Annotated in this window: 1 protein-coding gene; it reads left to right on the forward strand. The window is 73.0% G+C overall.

Going from position 1 to position 905, the window contains the following annotated elements:
- Nucleotides 1-814, forward strand: an 814-nt coding sequence (locus K4G64_RS39365; RefSeq protein ID WP_221760635.1) for an MBL fold metallo-hydrolase, incomplete at its 5' end; no start/stop codon positions are given.
- Between the last annotated feature and the right edge of the window lie 91 nt (nucleotides 815-905).

Genomic DNA, 905 nt, shown 5'->3' on the forward strand with positions numbered 1-905 from the left:
GCGCAGTACCCAACTGGCGTGCCCCGCCCCGCTGCCCCGCGTCGACGCCCGCACCATCGCCGTCACCTGGGCGGGGCACGCCAGTTGGGTACTGCGCATCGGCGGGCTGACCGTCCTCACCGACCCGGTGTGGTCCCGCCGCATCCTCGGCACCCCGGCCCGGATCACGCCCGTGGGCGTCCCCTGGGAGGACCTGCCGCGCGTCGACGCCGTCGTCATCAGCCACAATCACTACGACCACCTGGACGCCCCCACGCTGCGCCGCCTCCCGCGCGACACCCCGGTGTTCGTGCCGGCCGGGCTCGCCCGCTGGTTCCACCGCCGCCGCTTCACCCGCGTGACGGAGCTCGACTGGTGGGAGGCGGCCGAACTGGACGGCGTCCGCTTCGACTTCGTCCCCTCCCACCACTGGTCCAAGCGCAGCCTCACCGACACCTGCCACAGCCTGTGGGGCGGCTGGGTCCTCACCGACCAAGGCGGCGGGCGCGTCTACTTCGCCGGTGACACCGGCTACGGCCACTGGTTCTCCCGCATCGGCCGCCGCTACCCCGGCATCGACCTGGCCCTGCTGCCCATCGGAGCCTACGACCCGCGCTGGTGGCTCCGTGACGTCCACTGCGACCCGGAGGAGGCGGTCCGCGCGGCCCAGGACCTGGGGGCGACCAGGATGGCCCCCATGCACTGGGGCACGTTCGTCCTGTCCGCGGAGCCGGTGTTGGAGCCCCTGACGCGCGTACGCGCGGCCTGGGAGAAAGCAGGCCTCCCCCGGGAAAACCTCTGGGACATGCCGATCGGCGCATCAAAGACGCTGTGAGTGCACCCCCTCAGGGGCGCGGGGAACTGCGCGAACAACCACGGCGAACCCGCACCCCGAGAACAACCGCACCCACCACGGCGCCCCCGCC

Origin of the sequence: Streptomyces sp. WAC04114, from assembly GCF_019733245.1 — a bacterium.
Lineage (GTDB): Bacteria > Actinomycetota > Actinomycetes > Streptomycetales > Streptomycetaceae > Streptomyces > Streptomyces massasporeus_A.